15 protein-coding genes are annotated in these 17,058 nt (G+C 63.6%); 10 read left to right on the plus strand and 5 right to left on the minus strand.

The window, feature by feature from the left end; all coding sequences use genetic code 11:
* Positions 1-35: 35 nt before the first annotated feature.
* The 3 genes from AC0L3X_RS35710 (at position 36) to AC0L3X_RS35720 (ending at position 3,198) form a co-directional block, all read left to right on the plus strand.
* Positions 36-875: a formate/nitrite transporter family protein gene (locus AC0L3X_RS35710; RefSeq protein WP_028146778.1), complete on the plus strand. Its 840-nt coding sequence runs from the start codon at positions 36-38 to the stop codon at positions 873-875.
* Positions 876-930: 55 nt separating this feature from the next.
* Entirely contained in the window at positions 931-2,667 is a 1,737-nt protein-coding gene (locus AC0L3X_RS35715; protein WP_063984798.1) for a bifunctional protein-serine/threonine kinase/phosphatase, read from the plus strand.
* Positions 2,668-2,901: 234 nt separating this feature from the next.
* Positions 2,902-3,198, plus strand: coding sequence for a hypothetical protein (locus tag AC0L3X_RS35720; protein ID WP_231144400.1), 297 nt, complete (start codon positions 2,902-2,904; stop codon positions 3,196-3,198).
* Between the two features lie 226 nt (positions 3,199-3,424).
* Here AC0L3X_RS35720 and AC0L3X_RS35725 read toward each other — a convergent pair whose 3' ends face one another.
* Complete coding sequence (locus tag AC0L3X_RS35725; protein WP_063984799.1) at positions 3,425-4,342, minus strand: intradiol ring-cleavage dioxygenase; 918 nt, start codon at positions 4,340-4,342, stop codon at positions 3,425-3,427.
* A gap of 162 nt (positions 4,343-4,504) precedes the next feature.
* Here AC0L3X_RS35725 and AC0L3X_RS35730 point away from each other — a divergent pair, with 162 nt between their 5' ends.
* The 3 genes from AC0L3X_RS35730 to AC0L3X_RS35740 all read left to right on the plus strand — a co-directional run bounded on the left by AC0L3X_RS35730 (position 4,505) and on the right by AC0L3X_RS35740 (position 8,787).
* Complete coding sequence (locus AC0L3X_RS35730; protein WP_063984800.1) at positions 4,505-5,779, plus strand: serine hydrolase domain-containing protein; 1,275 nt, start codon at positions 4,505-4,507, stop codon at positions 5,777-5,779.
* Between the two features lie 394 nt (positions 5,780-6,173).
* Positions 6,174-7,631 (plus strand): sensor histidine kinase, encoded by a 1,458-nt coding sequence (locus AC0L3X_RS35735; protein ID WP_063984801.1) that lies wholly within the window; start codon positions 6,174-6,176, stop codon positions 7,629-7,631.
* A gap of 22 nt (positions 7,632-7,653) precedes the next feature.
* Complete coding sequence (locus tag AC0L3X_RS35740; protein ID WP_063984802.1) at positions 7,654-8,787, plus strand: mandelate racemase/muconate lactonizing enzyme family protein; 1,134 nt, start codon at positions 7,654-7,656, stop codon at positions 8,785-8,787.
* A gap of 18 nt (positions 8,788-8,805) precedes the next feature.
* On the opposite strand, the gene AC0L3X_RS35745 is transcribed toward AC0L3X_RS35740, so the two are convergent.
* A complete protein-coding gene (locus AC0L3X_RS35745) occupies positions 8,806-9,084 on the minus strand; it encodes a hypothetical protein (protein ID WP_187387772.1) in 279 nt (92 codons plus the stop codon).
* 97 nt (positions 9,085-9,181) lie between these two features.
* Entirely contained in the window at positions 9,182-11,491 is a 2,310-nt protein-coding gene (locus AC0L3X_RS35750) for a TonB-dependent receptor (protein WP_354131738.1), read from the minus strand.
* A gap of 256 nt (positions 11,492-11,747) precedes the next feature.
* On the opposite strand from AC0L3X_RS35750, the gene AC0L3X_RS35755 reads away from it, so the two are divergent.
* Positions 11,748-12,410: a response regulator transcription factor gene (locus tag AC0L3X_RS35755; RefSeq protein ID WP_063984805.1), complete on the plus strand. Its 663-nt coding sequence runs from the start codon at positions 11,748-11,750 to the stop codon at positions 12,408-12,410.
* On the plus strand, positions 12,407-13,720 hold the full coding sequence (locus AC0L3X_RS35760) for an ATP-binding protein (protein WP_071915946.1): 1,314 nt from the start codon (positions 12,407-12,409) through the stop codon (positions 13,718-13,720). The genes AC0L3X_RS35755 and AC0L3X_RS35760 overlap by 4 nt, the downstream gene beginning before the upstream one ends.
* Position 13,721: 1 nt before the next feature.
* Here the strand turns inward: AC0L3X_RS35760 and AC0L3X_RS35765 are convergent, their stop codons facing one another.
* A complete protein-coding gene (locus AC0L3X_RS35765) occupies positions 13,722-14,453 on the minus strand; it encodes a cytochrome c biogenesis CcdA family protein (protein WP_085404442.1) in 732 nt (243 codons plus the stop codon).
* A 207-nt stretch (positions 14,454-14,660) separates the two neighbouring features.
* A complete protein-coding gene (locus tag AC0L3X_RS35770; protein WP_028152051.1) occupies positions 14,661-14,927 on the minus strand; it encodes a hypothetical protein in 267 nt (88 codons plus the stop codon).
* 482 nt (positions 14,928-15,409) lie between these two features.
* On the opposite strand from AC0L3X_RS35770, the gene AC0L3X_RS35775 reads away from it, so the two are divergent.
* Together AC0L3X_RS35775 and AC0L3X_RS35780 are read left to right on the plus strand one after the other, a co-directional pair.
* Complete coding sequence (locus AC0L3X_RS35775) at positions 15,410-16,459, plus strand: LysR family transcriptional regulator (protein ID WP_038943246.1); 1,050 nt, start codon at positions 15,410-15,412, stop codon at positions 16,457-16,459.
* A gap of 25 nt (positions 16,460-16,484) precedes the next feature.
* Entirely contained in the window at positions 16,485-16,856 is a 372-nt protein-coding gene (locus AC0L3X_RS35780) for a helix-turn-helix domain-containing protein (protein WP_014497036.1), read from the plus strand.
* Positions 16,857-17,058: the final 202 nt, after the last annotated feature.

A 17,058-nucleotide genomic window follows, 5' to 3' on the forward strand; every position in this document is an offset into this window, starting at 1 on the left:
TGTCGATCTCACTTACGAAGCAAAAGGAACCATTGATGTCGTATCTCGCGCCTTCGGAATTCGTCACCAAGATGGTGGATGCGGGCGAGTCCAAGATCTTCATGTCCACCCGGGATACTGCCATCCGCGCCTTCATGGCCGGCGCCATCCTCGCACTCGGCGCATGGTTCGCCATCACCATCAACGTGAACACGGGCCAGCCGCTGATCGGCGCGATACTGTTTCCGGTCGGCTTCATCATGCTGTACCTGCTCGGCTTCGATCTGCTCACCGGCGTGTTCGTGCTCTCGCCGCTCGCCCTGATCGACAAGCGTCCCGGCGTCACTCTTGGCGGCGTGCTGCGCAACTGGGGCCTGGTCTTCGTCGGCAACTTCGCCGGCGCCTTCACCGTGGCCTTCATGATGGCCTTCGTGACGACGTTCGGCTTCACGCAAGACCCCGACAAGGTCGGAGCGGCCATTGGAAACATCGGCGAAGGCCGAACGCTCGGCTATGCCGCGCACGGCGCGGCCGGCATGGCGACGCTGTTCATGCGCGGCATGCTGTGCAACTGGATGGTCTCGACCGGCGTCGTCGGCGCCATGATCTCGACCTCGGTCCCCGGCAAGGTCATCGCGATGTGGATGCCCATCATGCTGTTCTTCTACATGGTGTTCGAGCATTCCGTCGTGAACATGTTCCTGTTCCCGTCCGGCCTGATGCTCCATGCCAAATTCTCGATCATGGATTATCTGATCTGGAACGAGATCCCGACCGTGCTCGGCAATCTCGTGGGCGGCCTCGCCTTCACCGGCATGACCCTCTACGCCACCCACGTCATGACCAAGCCGAAGCGCCAGGCCGGCAAGGCTGCGCCGACCCGCGTTGCGGCCTGATACGTCTCGACAGAGGAGCCTCGCCCGACCAGGGTGAGGCTCCCTTCGCCTGGTGATGACGATGACCCGCGGACTCCTGATCTCTGTCGGCCAGCACTCCGACAAGGGGCGCAAGCCCGTCAATCAAGATTTTCACGGCGTCCTGATTCCGGAAGAACCGCTGCTCAGCCTGAAGGGCATCGCGGCCGTTCTCGCCGACGGCATCTCGAGCAGCACGGTGAGCCAGATCGCCAGCGAGTCGGCGGTCAAGAGCTTCCTGATGGACTATTACTGCACGTCGGAATCCTGGACGGTGAAGACCTCCGCCCGCCGCGTGCTCGACGCGACCAATTCCTGGCTGCACGCGCAGACGCGCAAGAGCCAATATGCCTATGACCGCGACAAGGGTTATGTCTGCACCCTGACCGCCATGGTCATCAAGGCGACCACCGCGCACATCTTCCATGTCGGCGACTGTCGCGTCTACCGCGTCGCCGGCAAAGCGCTCGAGCAGCTGACCGACGATCATCGGATCATCGTGTCGTCGGAGCAGACCTATCTCGGCCGCGCGCTCGGCATCAATCCGCAGCTCGAGATCGACTACCAGACGGTCGAGATCGAGGCCGGCGACACCTTCATCCTGGCGACCGACGGTGCCTATGAATTCGTCGACCAGCGTTTTATCACCAGCGTACTCGGCGAGCACGCAGCCGGGCTCGATGGCGCGGCAAAGGCGATCGTCGAGGAAGCCTACCGGCGCGGCAGCGACGACAACATCACCGTCCAGATCCTGCGCATCGACGCGGTGCCGCAGCGCGAGCCGTCCGGTATCTTCAATCAGACGTCACAGCTGCCGCTTCCTCCGTTGCCGGAGCCGCGCGCGGTCTTCGACGGCTACAGGATTATCCGGGAAATCCACGGCAGCAGCCGCAGTCATATCTATCTCGCCGTCGATGTGGAGACCGAGGCGCCGGTCGCGCTCAAGCTACCGTCGATCGACTTGCGCGACAACGCCGCCTATCTCAAGCGCTTCCTGATGGAGGAGTGGATCGCGCGCCGGATCGACAGCCCGCACGTGCTGAAGCCGCTGTCACAGTCGAGACGGCGCAGCTACCTCTACGTCGCGACCGAATTCGTCGAAGGGCAGACCCTGAAACAGTGGATGACCGACAATCCGCGCCCCGACCTCGAAACCGTCCGCGGTATCATCGAGCAGATCGCCGCGGGGCTGCGCGCCTTCCACCGCATGGAAATGCTGCATCAGGACCTCAGGCCCGACAACATCCTGATCGACAAGACGGGCACCGCGAAGATCATCGACTTCGGGTCGGTCAGGGTCGCGGGCGTCGCGGAAGCCGCGCCGCGAGACGAGGCCGACGACATCCTGGGAACGGTCCAGTACACGGCGCCGGAGTACTTTCTGGGGCAAGGCGGCTCGCCGCGCTCCGACATGTTTTCGCTGGCCGTGATCTGCTACCAGATGCTGACGGGAAAGCTTCCCTATGGCACCCAGATCGCCAGGATCCGGCGCAAGGCAGACGTGCGGAGACTTCAATATCGCCCGGCCGGCGACGATCGCAACGTGCCGGCCTGGGTCGACGGCGCGCTCAGGCGCGCGCTCCATCCGGATCCCTACAAGCGGCACGAGGATCTGTCCGAATTCGTCTTCGAGCTTCGCACGCCCAATCCGGCCTATCTCGACACACGGATCACGCCGCTCTTGGAGCGTAGCCCGCTGATGTTCTGGAAGCTGACCACGGCAGCGCTTGCTTGCGCAGTCGTCGTGCTGCTGGCGCTGCTGCACGGGCGATAGGGCGCAGAAGGGCGCAGACGTCCACTTCTATCGGCCAAGTGGAACCATTATCGTTCGTCAGAGCATTGCCGCTGGTGACCCATATGCGACATCGGCCAAATAGCCCAAACATCGCGCGATTAGCCGGGTTTAAAGGTTGATTGCGGCTAGACGTTTTTGCGCTCGACTATGCCGTCGCGACGGCGTTGAATCCGCTACGCGGGCTCTTTTGTTTCAAGGAGGGAGGACCGAAAGGTGAAGACAACGATCATCGCACTTTGTGCCGCCGCTCTCATCGCCGCCGCACCAGCCGCGCTTGCGCAGGGTGTACCAGGCAAAGCAGTTGGTCTGCAGCATAAGATCTCTAAGAGACATCACCCGGGCGTCCCCGGCTACGCTCCGCTGCATGAGCTGCAAACAATGGGATCGAAGAAGGGCTATCCGGGAGCTTTCGGTTACGCGCCTAATGAACCCAGTCGTTTAGACAGAAATCTCGAAGCGTCCAGACAAGCTGGTGGTGGCGGCGGCGGTGGCGGAGGGAGTGGCATGTGAACCCACGCGCTGCACGAACAGGCGGTATCCGTCCTGCTTAATCGGGACGCTCCGGGGGCGTTAAGGCCGGCTCGCCTCGCGTCTTCTTTATGTTCGCAGTATGTTTGTTGTTGGCCCAACTCGGACATCCAGTGAGGTCCGCTGTTGCGCAGCTACCAGAAGCACAGCGGACGTCGCACGCGCCCTGACTACCGGGCGGCCGAATGTGCGCTCCAGCGCAGCGCCGTCACGCCGGCTCCTCCGCCTTCACCCCCAGCGGCTTCGGCGCCATGCCGCCACCGGGCTTGAGGTGGAATTCGTACGTCATCAAATGCCACTGCCCGTTTGCCTTGGAGCCGTCAGGCATCGCCGGGTCGTTGCGCGGCTCGACCTTGGCGACGAGGTCGTCCTTGACCCCGAACACCACGTCGGAATCGAGATATTTGTCGCCATCCATGAAGACGTGGGTGATCAGCGGCTCGTAGCCCTTGGCATTGACCAGGAAGTGCACGTGCGCGGGCCGCATCGGATGGCGCTTGGTCTGCATGATCATCTCGCCGACCGGGCCATCGGTCGGAATCGGATAGCTGCAAGGCAAAATGGTGCGGAAGAAGAAGCGGCCGTCGGCGTCGGTGATGAAGCGCGCCCGCGCCGAAGCGCCGACCTCGTCGTAGTTCGGCTTCTGTGAATCGTAGAAGCCGTCATCGTCGGCATGCCAGACGTCGACGGGAACGCCCGCAAGCGGCTTGCCCTTGAGGTCGGTGACACGGCTCTGCACGAACATCCGTTCGCCGGTCTGATTGTTCGGCGAGATGTCGGTGCCGTGCGCGGTCACCTTGTGCTCGCCGACATAGAAGGGCCCGAGCACCGTGGTCTGGGTCGCCCCCTCGCGGTCGCGGTGGTTGACCGCGTCGACCAGCATGGAGACCCCGAGCGCGTCGGAGAGCAGGATGAACTCCTGCCTTGTGTCGGTGCATTTGTGGCCGGTGCGGGTCAGGAAATCGATGGCGTATTCCCATTCCTCGAAGGTGAGACCGGTCTTGCTCACGTAATCGTGCAGCGACTTCACCAATTCCTGGAGCAGGAATTTTGCCCGAGGGTTCGGCGTATTGTCGAAGCTTTTGACGACGGCTTCGGTGAGTTCGGTCTCGTTGAACTGGGTCATGGTGCGTTTGCCCTGAGTTTTCTCGTTGGCCCGGGTGGGCTCCTTGGAGGCGTTCCACAGTGCAGCCTACACCAGCAGGCCCGGCCGCGTTAAGCGCAACCGGCTTGGAATGGGGCCGGCATTTCGCTATCAACTTTCCGACAAAACGCCCCGGAGGAACTGATGCTCGCCCCTACCCCCGCCTCGCCCGAATCCGTGGGCATGTCCAAGGCCGCGCTCGACCGCGTCGATGCGCATCTGAAGAGACGCTACATCGATGCCGGCCGCTTCCCGGGCACGCACCTGCTGGTCTATCGCCGCGGCAAGGTCGCCCACAGCTCGGTGCAGGGCTTTGCCGACGTCGAGCGCAAGGCGCCGGTCAAGGACGACACCATTTACCGCATCTATTCCATGACCAAGCCGCTCACCAGCGTCGCCTTCATGATGCTGGTCGAGCAAGGCCTCGTGGCGATCGACGAGCCCGTCGCCAAATACATTCCGGAATGGAAGGATCTCGGCGTGTTCGTCGCTGGCACCGCGCCGGCCTTCCTGACCCGGCCGCCGTCCCGGCCGATGCTGATCGTCGACCTGCTGCGGCACACCGCCGGTCTCACCTACGGCTTCCAGCAGCGCTCCAACGTCGATGCCGCCTATCGCACCGAAAAGATCGGCGAAGTCGAGAAAGCCGGCACGCTGCAGAGCATGATCGAGGCGCTGGCAAAGATTCCGCTGGAGTTCTCGCCGGGCGAATCCTGGAACTACTCGGTGGCGACCGACGTGCTTGGCTATCTCGTCGGCAAAATCTCCGGGATTCCCTTCGAGCAGTTCCTTAAAACGCGCATCCTCGATCCGCTCGGCATGACCGACACTGATTTTCACGTGCCGGCCGCCAAGGCGCATCGCTTCGCCGCCTGCTACTCCGCCGATCCGGGTGGCGGCATGACCTTCCATGCCGGCCAGCGCCGCGAGGGCCTGACGCTCCAGGACGACCCGACCAAGAGCTCGTTCCTGTCTCCGCCCTCGTTCATCTCGGGCGGCGGCGGACTATGCTCGACGGTCGCCGACTATCTCACTTTCTGCCGCGCGCTGCTCAATGGCGGCGAGCTGGGCGGCGTCCGCCTGCTCGGGCCGAAGACGCTCGCGCTGATGACGAGCAACCACATTCCGGGCGGCCGCGCGCTGCCGGAGGTATCGCGTTCGCTGTTCTCCGAAGCCACCTATAACGGCATCGGCTTCGGTCTCGGCTTCGCCGTGACCATGCGGCCGGCGGAGACGCTGATCGCCGGCAGCCCGGGCGAATATAATTGGGGCGGCGCGGCCACGACCTCGTTCTGGATCGACCCGGCCGAAGAGCTGATCACCATCTTCATGACGCAGGTGCTGCCGTCGAGCGCCTATCCGCTCCGGCGCGAACTGCGCAGCATGGTCTATGCCGCGATCACCGAGAGCAATCTCTGAGCTGCGTCTCAACAAGAACGGGCCCTCGCGATAGATCGCGAGGGCCCGTCGTTGCCTAGTGCATATGGCCGATCAGATAAATTCCGCCGCCGAGCACCAGAACGGCGGGCACGGCCCACAAAATCAGAACTGCGTCATGCTCCTCAGTTGGACGTGCAGACCTTGACGGTCTTCATGCCGCTTTCAGCCTCGGTGCGCGACTTGACGCCCACGACCGCGCTGCAAAATCCCGCTCTGACGCGCTCGCCGGACGCGAAAATCGTGGCGCGGTGCAAGTCTCACCCGTATGGTCTCCCCAAAATCATAATCCGGCGCCGCTGCGCTGGAACCGGGACGCCCGCGTTTGTCAAAGCTCACTCTGCCGGTCCGGCTCGCTCTTCTGGTCACGGGAACGATGTTGCCGCTGATCGTCTTTGCGGTGGGTATTGCCTATTCCAACTACCGCCAGGACCGCAGCGACGCGACACGACGCGTGCTGGAGACGGTGCGAAGCATGCGCCTCGTGCTCGATTCCGAAGTGCAGCGGATGACCGGCGGCTTGCAGGTGCTGGCGCTCAGCAACGCCCTGCAAAGCGGCGACTTCGACGACTTCCGCCGGCTGGCAACCGGGTTCATCAGCCAATATGGCGAGGACAGCGTCCTGCTGGTGGCGGACGGGAGCGGGCACCAGCTGTTCTCGACCGTCACGAGTGAAACGACAAACCTGCCACCCCGCAATAATCGCGAGATCGTCGAGCGGGTATTTGCGAGCAAGTCACCGCAATATTCCGACCTGTTCACCGGCTCGACCAAGAACCGACCGATCGTGACCGTCGAGGTTCCCGTGCTGCGCAACGATGAGGTCGTCTACGCGCTCTCCTTCAGCCCGCCGATCGCGACATTCCAGAAACTGGTCGAGCAGCAGCGGCCGAACGATCAGTGGACGGTGTCGCTGCTGGACACCAAGGGTCGGGTGTTCGCGCGCGCGCCCAATCCGGCCGAGACGTTCGGCAAGCAGGCCTCCGGCGCACTGAACGATGCGATGGCCCGGACCCCGGAGGCGACCCTCTCCACCGTTTCGCTCGACGGCGTCGCGCTGTCCTCCGCCTATACGAGATCGCGGCTGACCGGCTGGACGGTCGTGGCCGGTGTCGCCGAGAGATCGCTGATCGCCCCGCTCTGGCGCGACATCGCGATCACCAGCCTGATCGGCGGCATCCTGCTGCTGACCGGCCTGACCTTCGCGGTACGGATGGCGACCACGATCGCGCGCGGCGAGATGCTGCACAATCTGCTGATCGAGGAGCTCAACCATCGCGTCAAGAACACGCTGGCCTTGATGCAGGCGATCGCAGTGCAGACCTTCCGAAGTTCAAGCCGGGACGAGCGGACGAAGTTCGAGGGACGACTCGGTGCGCTCGCCGAGGCGCACAATCTCCTGAGCCAGGAGAAATGGGCGGGATCGGAGCTGAGGGATGTGATCGCGCGCGTGCTCCAGCCGTTCCTGCTGAGCAATCCCGGTCGCATCCGCATGGCCGGCCCCGCCGTGCCGCTGTCGCCGCGGCTCGCCGTGGTGCTGTCGATGATCGTGCACGAGATCGCCACCAACGCCGCGAAATACGGCGCGCTGTCGAACGAGACCGGCCGGGTTACGCTGGACTGGGAGGTCATCGCCGACACGCCGAAGCCCCGGCTGCGGCTGATCTGGAGTGAGATCGGCGGACCGCCGGTGACGGAGCCGGTGCAGCGCGGTTTCGGCTCGCGCCTGATCGAGCGCAGCGCGCGCGACCAGCTCGGCGGCGAGGCGACCGTCGACTTCCTGCCGCGCGGCGTCGTCTGCACGGTGACGTGCGTGCTGGACGAGGCGCGGTGAACGGATTGAAGGAACATCGGCGATGAAGATCACCAAGGTGCGCACGCACATCCTCGAAGCAAAGCTCTCGCAGCCCTTCGCCTATTCGCGCGCCTGGTACGACACGCGCACCGCGATGCTGGTCGAGATCGAGACGGATGACGGCCTGACCGGCTGGGGCGAATGCTACGGGCCGGCGCGGATGACGGCGGCGGTGGTGCAGAGCATCGCGCCCTGGCTGATCGGCGAGGATCCGCTGCGCACCGACGTGCTGTGGCAGATGGTCTACGCACGCTTGCGCGATCACGGCCAGAAGGGCGTCGTGATCCAGGGCCTGAGCGGCATCGACATCGCGTTGTGGGACATCAAGGGCAAGCATTTCGGCGTGCCAGCGCATCAGCTTCTCGGCGGCGCCGCGCGCAAGGAGATAGCGGCCTATGCGACCGGGCTCTACCGGCGCAAATCAGGCGATCCGCTCAAATACCTGCCGGAGGAAGCGGCCGGCTACGCCGCGGAAGGTTTCCGCGCCGTGAAGCTGAAGGTCGGCTTCGGCATCGCCGAGGATGCCGCGGTCACCCGCGCGGTGCGCGAGGCGATCGGCCCGGATGTCGCGCTGATGGTCGATGCGAACCACGCCTATGACGCAGTGGCGGCGATCCGGCTCGGCCGCATGATCGAGCGCTACGACATCGGCTGGTTCGAGGAGCCGGTGCCGCCGGAGGATGTCGCGGGATATCGCGCGGTGCGATCCGCGCTGACGATTCCCATCGCCGGCGGCGAATGCGAATTCACCCGTTTCGGTTTTCGCGACCTGTTCGCATCGCATGCGCTGGACATCGCCCAGCCCGACACCTGCGCCGCGGGTGGCCTCTCCGAATGCAAGAAGATCGCCGACATGAGCGAGGCGTTCGGCATCCGCTACAATCCGCATGTCTGGGGCACCGGGATCGCGATCGCGGCCTCGCTCCAGCTCCTCGCCGTGCTGCCGTCACACACGCCGATCTCGCTTGCGCCGATCGAACCGATGCTCGAGTTCGACCGCACCGAGCATCCGATCCGGCAGGCGATTTTGAAGGAGCCGATCGAGCACGAGAAGGGTTTCGTGCGGGTGCCTGACAGACCGGGGCTAGGTATCGAGATCGACCGCGAGGCGCTCGCGCGCTTCGCGGTTCAATAGAAAAAACGGTCGACACCGTTAATTCGGCGGCACGTCGATCGGAACGAGAAACGCGAAGCCATATTTGGCGTCCTCGCCGCGCGCCTCATCGATGCCGCGTCCAAGTTCCACCGCGGCAATCTCGGCGGGAAGCGCGAGCCTGACCTGTCGGACATGATCCGGGCACAGGAGAGGACGCCCACCTGAACGCATGCTCTCCAGTTCCTCGACGAACCAGGCTTCCTGCACGCGCGCCTTGGCGGATCGCAGTGAGCTGGCCGAGAATGCAAGAACCGGTCTCTGGTTGATCTCCAGCACGAAGCAGCGCTGTCGCGCCGCCTGTGCGGCGCGATTGCTCTTGCGTGCCGTCGACCTGTCTTCAGCTCGGCCACTCGCGCGTGTCATCTCAACACCATCAGAAGTTCGCCGTGGCTGACAATCTGAACACACGTGGAGACCCCGGCGTGATGTTGTTATTCCCGTCCGCGGTCGAATAGTACTTCCGGTCGAGGAGATTTTCGATGTTGAGCTGAGCCCGCCAGGTCTCGTTGAGCCTGAGGAACACAGCGGCGTCCACTCGCGTGAACTCCGGAATCAGGACGGTGTCGTCGGACGATGCGAAGAAGTTCGAGTAGTGGATCACACCGAGGCCCGCGGCCCACTGCTCCGTGAACTGATACTTGTTCCAGAGGGAAAAGGTAATGTACGGCACAAGTCCCACGCGGTTGCCGGCGACAATGGTCGCGGAGTTGTTGCTGGTGATCCGCGCATCCGTGTAAGCGTAGCCGCCCGTGATTTGCCAGGCGTCCGTCACGTAGCCGGTCAGAGACGCTTCGAAGCCGCGGGTCTTGGTTGCTCCGCTCAGAATGAAGAATCCCGCATTGTTGGGATCGGCAAAGCGCTGATTGGTCCGGTCCAGTTCGTAGATCGCCGTAGCGAACTGCAGGCTCGGGAAGATGTCGTATTTGAGCCCGACTTCCTTGTTCACGAACTTCTCGGGCGCTGCGATGGCCAGGCCCGGTGTCAGAGCGCTGAACTGGTCGCCGGCGCTCGGCAGATACGAGATGCTGTAGCTGCCGTAGATCGACAGGTTTTCGAGCGGCTTGAACAGGACACCGGCGCGTGGCGACACCAGATCATCGACTCGGTTGAGCTCGACGAATGTGCGGCGGTCTCGCGACGTTAGGTCGAAGTGATCGAACCGCACGCCGCCAATCAGTTCCAGATAGCGCGTGATCTCGACCTGGTCCTGGACGTAGACGGCGCCGAGATTGAGCTTGTAGGTGTTGTTGGCGTCGGTGCCCCCGTTATTGGCGAAAGTGACCGGAACGTACGATGTCGGATTCCTCGGATCGATCGTGATGGTCGACGATACGCCATTGAAGAGCCCGCTCTGCCGGTAGTTCAGGCCGTTCTGACGGCCCACCTCGGCGCCGAAGACGACGGTGTGACGAATTGGGCCCGTCCCGAACTTGTAGTTGAGATCGGTCTGGTTGAAGTAGTTCGTCCGGTCGGTCTCGTTATTGTATGCTTGCAGATTGCTCGAGGTTCCGGCGGCATTGACGGCACCGGAATTGGCTCCTCCGCCCGGATAGATGTTCTGGTAGAACTTGTCGTAGTTGGCGATCTGCGACGAATTCTTGATCGTCCACCCGTTCTCGAAATCGTGCTCGACGACAGCGGTTCCGATATCCACATCGGCGAGCGCATAGTTGAGGTTGGGGTTGCCGAAGAACGCAGACGGCGACGTATCGTAGGGATAGCGCGGGAAGGCGTTTCCGGGGCGGATCTGCGAAGGGATGCCGCGATCGACGGTACGCCGGTCGTGCAGATGCTCGTAGCTCAGCTTGACCGTCGTGGTGTCGTTCGGCGCAAAGGTCGCGGTAGGATTGATCGCCCAGCGTTCGAGGTTGACGAAATCGCGATAGCTCTGCGTGTTTTCGTACATCGCGTTGAGGCGGAAGGCCCAGTTCTCGTTGATCGCCTGGCCGACGTCGGTGGTCACGCGGGCGCCGGGATAGGAATTGCCGCCGACCGTCACCTCGCGAATGGTCGTACCGTCGGCCTCCTTGAGTACGCGGTTGACGACGCCACCGCCACCGCCGCGGCCGAAGATCATCGCGTTCGGCCCCTTCAGGACCTCGAGCCGCTGAATGTTGTAGAAGTCGCGAAAATACTGGACGTCGTCGCGGATGCCGTTTGTGTAGAAGTCGGCGTTGCTGCGCTGGCCGCGGATGACGAGGTCGTCACGATGCGATTCGCCCTGGTGATAGATCACGCCGGGCACATAGCGGGTCGCCTCGCCGATCGAGGTGAAGGCCTGGTCCCTGATGAAATCCTTCGTCAGCACCGTCACCGACTGCGGCACGTTGAGGAGAGCCGTATTGGTCTTCGTCGCGCTGGTCACGCTCCGCGTGACATAGCCCTTCTGGCCGGTACGCGCGTCCTGATTGTTGACGCTCGGCGGCTTCTTCTCGACCGGTGCGACGGTGGTCGTCCGGCGATTCGATCGCGCTGCGCGCGAGGCCGTCGCGGTCTGCGCCCGGCGGGCGCGCTGCTGCGGAGCGAAAACGACGACTGACGGCAAGGCTCCCGCCGCCTGCCCCTGCTGCGCAGAGGCCGGGCCGGCCTGCATCGTCAGCCCGCCAATGAATGACAGCGCTGCCGTCGTCGACAGCAGAAAACCACGCAACGCCTTACGGCCAGCCCAACAACCCAATTCCATCTGCAACGCCCCAAAACTTCGCGTGCCGCTCTGAAAGACGGCTTCGCGGTCCCAAACTGGGGCGCATCTGCAATGCGAAGAATTAGATGAGGATTAGATCGGATTTAGAATAGGTCGAGCCTCTCTACGCTCACGCCCAAATTTGTAAGAGTTCTAAATTGAGGCGCAGGCGGTTGACCATTTGGCCGCGGTGTCGAATGTGGCGCTTGGTGCTGCGACGCGCCACCACTCCAACACAGCGATTTTCCCTGAATCAATGCGCCTCCTGCTGATCGAAGACGATCCGATGTTCGGCAAGGCGCTCGTCCGCGGATTGAAGCGAAACGGAATGACCGTGGACTGGACCCGCGACGGACAGGACGGCTACGCCGCGCTACAACGCGCCGAGCACGCGATCACGCTGCTCGATATCGGACTGCCCGGCATGACCGGCTTCGAGATTCTCAAGGCCGCGCGCAGCAGGAAGGCTTCGCCCATCCTGGTGATCACGGCCCGCGACCGGGTCGAGGACATGGTCGCGGGACTCGATCTCGGCGCCGACGACTTCATCGTCAAGCCGTTCGAGTTGCGCGCCCTGCTCGCGCGCATTCGCGCGGTCATGCGCAGGGTCAACGACCGCTCCAATTCGCTGATGAGCAGCAAGGAGATCACGCTCGATCCATCGACCCATGTGGCGACCTTCCGCGGCATCCAGTCGACGCTTTCGGCGCGGGAATTCTCGGTGATGTACGCCCTGATGGAGCGTCCCGGAACCATTCTGTCGCGAGGCCAGATCGAGAGCCGGATCTACGGCTGGAGTGACGAGGTGCAGAGCAACGCCGTTGACGTCGTCATCCACGGCCTGCGCAAGCGGTATGGCAAGGACGTCATCCGGAACATCCGCGGTGCCGGGTGGATGGTCACAAAGTCCGGATCATGAGCTCTCTTCGCAAGACGATCATCACGCGTGCGACGCTGTTGCTGGCCGCCATCGGCCTCCTGGCGACGGCAACATCGTTCGGCCTGGTCGCCTATGAGATGAACAAGTTCCTCGACGCGCAGTTGCAGGAGATCGCCGTCAATGTCGGTCCAGGCGACCGCAACGGTGCGGGTCCGCTGCTCGAAGGCGAAGACGAGGATCAGTTGGTCGTCCGCATCTGGGATCGCTCCGGCGCGCTGCTGCATCGGGCGGGTCCTCCGATCGACATTCCGTGGCAATCAGTGCCGGGATTGTCCGACGAGATCGCCGACGGGCAGGATTGGCGCGTCTATCGCTGGAGCCACGCGCAGCACGATATCCAGATCGCGCAGGCGTGGAGCGCCAGGCACGAGATCGCGCTGCACGCGGCGACAGGCGCCGCGCTTCCGCTGCTGCTCGCCATCCCGCTGGTCTGGGCCGTTCTGGGTTGGTCGATCAGCCGCACGATGAGCGGTCTGCAACGGCTGTCGGCCGAAATCGGCCAGCGCAGCGTCGATGCGCAGGAGCCCCTGCGTCCGGTGGGCGTACCGGCGGAAGTGGCTCCCCTGATCGTTGCCATCGACAAGCTCGTCGATCGTCACCGGTCGGCACTCGAAGCGCAGCGCCGCTTCGTGGCGGACGCGGCGCACGAACTGAGGACACCTCTGGCCGCGCTCCAGATTCAAGCGGAAAACCTGATCGCCGCGGATCTGTCCGGACAGACTCGCGAGCTTGCCGACGAACTTCGGGACGGCGTGCGGCGCGCATCGCATCTGGCGAGCCAGTTGCTCGAAATGGCCAGAACGGAAGGCGCCTCGATCCGGAAGCGCGACGACGTCGATCTTGCCGCGCTCGCGACCTCGTTGCTGGCGGACTTCTATCCGCTGGCTGAGGCGCGCAACGTCCAGCTCGCGATGACGGCGGAGACACCGTGCAGGTTCCTCGGCGATCGCGACGCGATCGGCAAGCTCATCGCCATCCTGCTGGACAACGCCATTCGCTATTCAGGCTCAGGCGGCTCCGTGGAACTCAGGGTCGTCAATGACGGCAAGATTTGCGCGCTGGAGATCGTCGATGACGGCCCAGGCATTCCCGAGGATGCAATGCCGTTCATCTACGACCGCTTCTTCAGGGCTGCGCCCCAAGGCGTCGAGGGGACCGGGCTTGGTCTTGCGATCGCCAAATCCACCGCCGACCGGCACGGCTTCAGGCTGATGCATCAGAACCGGAGCGGCGCGACCGGCATCGTCGCGCATGTCCGGTTTGACCTGACTGCCGTACCAACAGCGTGAGCTAACCGATCGTCTGCAGCGCCGGAAACGTCTCGAGCAGCCAGATGCTGACATTCGAGACCGTGCCGGTGAGGAAGCCGATGCCAGTGATCACCATCAGGACGCCCATGGCGCGCTCGACATTGACGAGCTGGCCCTTCATGCGCGCGAACAGCTTCGAGAACTGCTCGATCATCAGGGCGGCGATCAGGAAGGGAATGCCGAGGCCGGCCGAATAGACTGCGAGCAGGCCCGCCCCCTTCGTCACTGTCGCCTCCGCCGCGGCGATCGAGAGGATCGCGGCGAGGATCGGGCCGATGCAGGGCGTCCAGCCGAAGGCGAAGGCGAGGCCCATCACATAGGCGCCCCACAGGCCGACAGGCTTGGGCGCGGTCAGGCGCCCCTCGCGCATCAAAAGGCCGATCCGCGTCAGTCCCAGGAAGTGCAGGCCCATGATGATGATGACGATGCCGGCGAGGATCGACAGCTCGGCCGACCAGGCACGAATCAGCCCGCCGATCAGCGAAGCGCTGGCGCCGAGCGCCACGAACACCGTGGAGAAGCCGAGCACGAACAGGAGCGCCGACATCATGATGGCGCGCTTGGACGCCGAGGCCGGCTCCTTGTTCTCGACATGCTCGATCGTGGCGCCCGTGAGATAGATCAGATAGGGCGGAACCAGGGGCAGAACGCAAGGAGAGAGGAAGCTAACGAGGCCGGCAATCAGGGCCGCCGGGATCGAGACATTTTGCATGATGCAGTCGGAGCCATCTCAGGCTCTTTGGCCGCGCACCGGGAATGCGCGCGGGCGGGAGCCGAACCGGCTCTGGTGTAGCCGATGCCGGGGAATGCGCACAACAGAGGCGCACGAAACCAGGCTCCTCCCGATGCCGTCTGCGATCACAGATGCGGCATCGGGACGCGCACAAACCTCGCCAAAAAGCGAGACTCGGCGGCGCGGCTACTTCACCACGCGGAGCAGCGGACGCCGGGGCTGGTCCTGCGTCTGCTTGGAGGGGGGCTGCGGTTCGCTTCCAGCGCTCCGCAACATTTCGTCGCACAGCGCCTTGAGATCGGCACTGTCAATTCCTTTGAGCTTCATCCGCACGTCGAGGATGACGATAGACAGCAGCTCGGCCGACTCGCGGTTATTGCTCTCGTTGAGAACCTTGCGGCACTCCTCAAGCGTTTCCAGCACCGACTGCAACTGTTCGTCTGAATGCGACACCGGCGTTCTTTCCGTTAGTTCGGCCTGCGAGACGTGTTTGTGGAAATCCCCTCGGCCCCCATGGGATACCGAGAATAACACGAGGCGCCGACGCCTCCGAACATGATTTCAGTATGATTTTGCCGGGAAACCGTGGCTCCCGCGAACATCGACCCGCTGCGCGGGACGCCATTATCGTCGTGGCCGGGACTCGAACGCGCGGCACTGGATGATCGACCCATTCCGCGCGGCGACAGCTCGCGCGCAAGGACTTCCGTGACGGAAAACGCCGACAATCCTGCAGCCATTTCAGGGCTCGCAACGGAACTCACGCCACACCCCTCATTCCAACGTTGGTCGGCCGATTCGATTCTCAGCCTTAGTAACACTCGGATACCGCCCACGAGGCAGTAACGATGGCGTTCAAAAGTCGCCGTTCCCCAACCCGCAGTGGTTGTGGTTTGCGCCCAATTCTGCCAGTTTAGCAACCCGAAGGGACTTGTATGCACTCCTTGGCGGAAAGGGGCGTTCCACAGGAGGAACGCCCAAAGATCAACATCAGCGGCCTCTCCGATTGGGATGCGGCCCGCATATTCCTGGAAGTCGTTCGATGCGGCAGTTTTCGCTCGGCGTCTGAACGCCTGTCGCTGTCGATCAACGCCGTCCGCCGCCGGATTGATGATTTCGAGCGCCAGACCGGCACCACCCTGTTCACCCGCGACGTCCACGGCACGCATCTGACCGATGAAGGTGCACTGGTGGTCTCCGCAGTCGAGCGCATGGAGGCGGCCGCCTTCGACGTGCTGCGCACCAGCGATTCGACGGCCAACGCCCTGTCCGGCGAAGTTCGCGTGGCCGTCACCGAGGGTCTCGGGACGTTCTGGCTCGCCCCGCGGCTGGTCGAATTCCAGCAGGCCTATCCCAAGATCCTGGTCGACTTGCATTGCGCGATGCGCTCGGCCGATGTCTCTCGTCACGAGGCCGACGTCGCCATCCATCTGTCGCGTCCCTCCGCGCTCGACGTCAAGCTGGTGCGGCTCGGCCGCATGCACCTGATGTTCTGGGCTTCGGAAAAATACCTTGAAAAACACGGCACGCCGCGCTCGGCGCTCGAATTGATCAAGCACCGCCTGGTGCTGCAATTCGCCGACCAGCTTGCCGCCAAGGAAACCTTCGAGAGCTTCTTCCCAGGCGTTCCGGAACGTGACCTGCTGGTCATGAAGACCAACGTCTCAAGCGCCAATTATTGGGCGGTCGCGAATGGCGCCGGCATCGGCGTATTCCCGAGCTACGCCATTGCGCTTGGCGGGAAGTTGATTCCACTGGAGGTCGAGCTGAACAGGCCGCTGGATATCTGGTTGTCCTACCACCCTGGTAGCGGCCGGATTCCACGCGTGCGGCACATGATTGACTGGCTGATCGAAGCTTTCAATCCGGCGCGATTCCCGTGGTTTAAGGAAGAGTTCGTGCATCCGCATGAATTCAAGGACGAGTATATGGGCGAACCCCTGACCCAGCTCTTCGGGGGATTTTCAACCGAAGAACAAAGGTGAGAGTATGAAAGCAGCGGCGAAAAGAATGAAGCAGCGCAGCGCCGGCAAGCCGGACATTGAGCTTGGCAAGCGGATCCGTCTGCGGCGCGTCGAGATGAAGATCTCGCAGGCCGAGCTCGGCGAGAAGCTCGGCGTGAGCTTCCAGCAGGTCCAGAAATACGAGAAGGGCGTCAATCGCGTCGGCGCGGCTCGGCTTCAGCAGATCGCCACCGCCCTCGATGTGCCCGTGACCTTCTTCTATGACGGCGACAACAAGGCGCGCGAAGTCGAGAGCCTGCTGTTCCTCGATTCCGCCTTCAGCCTCCGCCTGCTGCGCGCCTACAGCAAGATCAAGGACCAGACGGTGCAGCGTCAGCTCGTCTCGCTGATGGAATCGATCGCAGCGAACGAGGCCTGAGCCGATCGGGCTCTGACCTTTACGGCCGATGTTCAATCCGCCGCGTCACGGGGGCGCGGCCGGATTGAACGAGACCCAGTCCGGGGGGGGGGGGGGGGGGGGGGGGGGGGGGGGGGGGGGGGGCGCCCGGGGGGGGGGGGGGGGGGGGGGGGGGGGGGGGGGGGGGGGGGGGGGGGGGGGGGGGGGGGGGGGGGGGGGGGGG

The sequence above is a fragment of the Bradyrhizobium sp. MI1.7 genome, assembly GCF_055811795.1.

Bases quoted from the DNA above. Each gene is read 5' to 3' on its own strand.
- AC0L3X_RS35710 (WP_028146778.1), top strand. From the start codon at position 36: ATGTCGTATCTCGCGCCTTCGGAATTCGTCACCAAGATGGTGGATGCG.
- AC0L3X_RS35715 (WP_063984798.1), top strand. From the start codon at position 931: ATGACGATGACCCGCGGACTCCTGATCTCTGTCGGCCAGCACTCCGAC.
- AC0L3X_RS35725 (WP_063984799.1), bottom strand. From the start codon at position 4,342: ATGACCCAGTTCAACGAGACCGAACTCACCGAAGCCGTCGTCAAAAGC.
- AC0L3X_RS35730 (WP_063984800.1), top strand. From the start codon at position 4,505: ATGCTCGCCCCTACCCCCGCCTCGCCCGAATCCGTGGGCATGTCCAAG.
- AC0L3X_RS35735 (WP_063984801.1), top strand. From the start codon at position 6,174: ATGTTGCCGCTGATCGTCTTTGCGGTGGGTATTGCCTATTCCAACTAC.
- AC0L3X_RS35740 (WP_063984802.1), top strand. From the start codon at position 7,654: ATGAAGATCACCAAGGTGCGCACGCACATCCTCGAAGCAAAGCTCTCG.
- AC0L3X_RS35750 (WP_354131738.1), bottom strand. From the start codon at position 11,491: ATGGAATTGGGTTGTTGGGCTGGCCGTAAGGCGTTGCGTGGTTTTCTG.
- AC0L3X_RS35755 (WP_063984805.1), top strand. From the start codon at position 11,748: ATGCGCCTCCTGCTGATCGAAGACGATCCGATGTTCGGCAAGGCGCTC.
- AC0L3X_RS35760 (WP_071915946.1), top strand. From the start codon at position 12,407: ATGAGCTCTCTTCGCAAGACGATCATCACGCGTGCGACGCTGTTGCTG.
- AC0L3X_RS35765 (WP_085404442.1), bottom strand. From the start codon at position 14,453: ATGCAAAATGTCTCGATCCCGGCGGCCCTGATTGCCGGCCTCGTTAGC.
- AC0L3X_RS35775 (WP_038943246.1), top strand. From the start codon at position 15,410: ATGCACTCCTTGGCGGAAAGGGGCGTTCCACAGGAGGAACGCCCAAAG.
- AC0L3X_RS35780 (WP_014497036.1), top strand. From the start codon at position 16,485: ATGAAGCAGCGCAGCGCCGGCAAGCCGGACATTGAGCTTGGCAAGCGG.